A 346-nucleotide genomic window follows, 5' to 3' on the forward strand; every position below is an offset into this window, starting at 1 on the left:
GTCAGGAGCGGAGGATATGATGACGGCAACTAAACTCGCGGTGGTAACCGGGGCCTCAAGCGGCATCGGCAAGGAACTTGCCAAGCTCTGCTCGAAGGCCGGTTATAACCTTGTCATCGCGGCCGATGAGCCGGCGATCAAGCAGGCGGCAGAGGCGCTGTCTTCGCACGACGTGGCGGTCGAGGCGCTTGAGGTCGACCTGGCAACCGTGGAGGGCGCCGACAGATTGGTGTCGCGGATCGGAAATCGGGATATCGACCTGCTCTTTCTGAATGCGGGGCGCGGCCTGGGTCACGGCTTCGTCGACCAGGACTGGAACAAGATCCGTCGCATCGTCGACACCAAT

Annotated in this window: 1 protein-coding gene; it reads left to right on the forward strand. The window is 61.8% G+C overall.

Going from position 1 to position 346, the window contains the following annotated elements; genetic code table 11:
- Positions 1-346, forward strand: a 346-nt coding sequence (locus EN862_RS35245; RefSeq protein WP_348632108.1) for an SDR family NAD(P)-dependent oxidoreductase, incomplete at both ends; no start/stop codon positions are given.

It is taken from the genome of Mesorhizobium sp. M2E.F.Ca.ET.219.01.1.1 (genome assembly GCF_004016445.2).
In the GTDB taxonomy this organism is placed as follows: Bacteria; Pseudomonadota; Alphaproteobacteria; order Rhizobiales; family Rhizobiaceae; genus Mesorhizobium.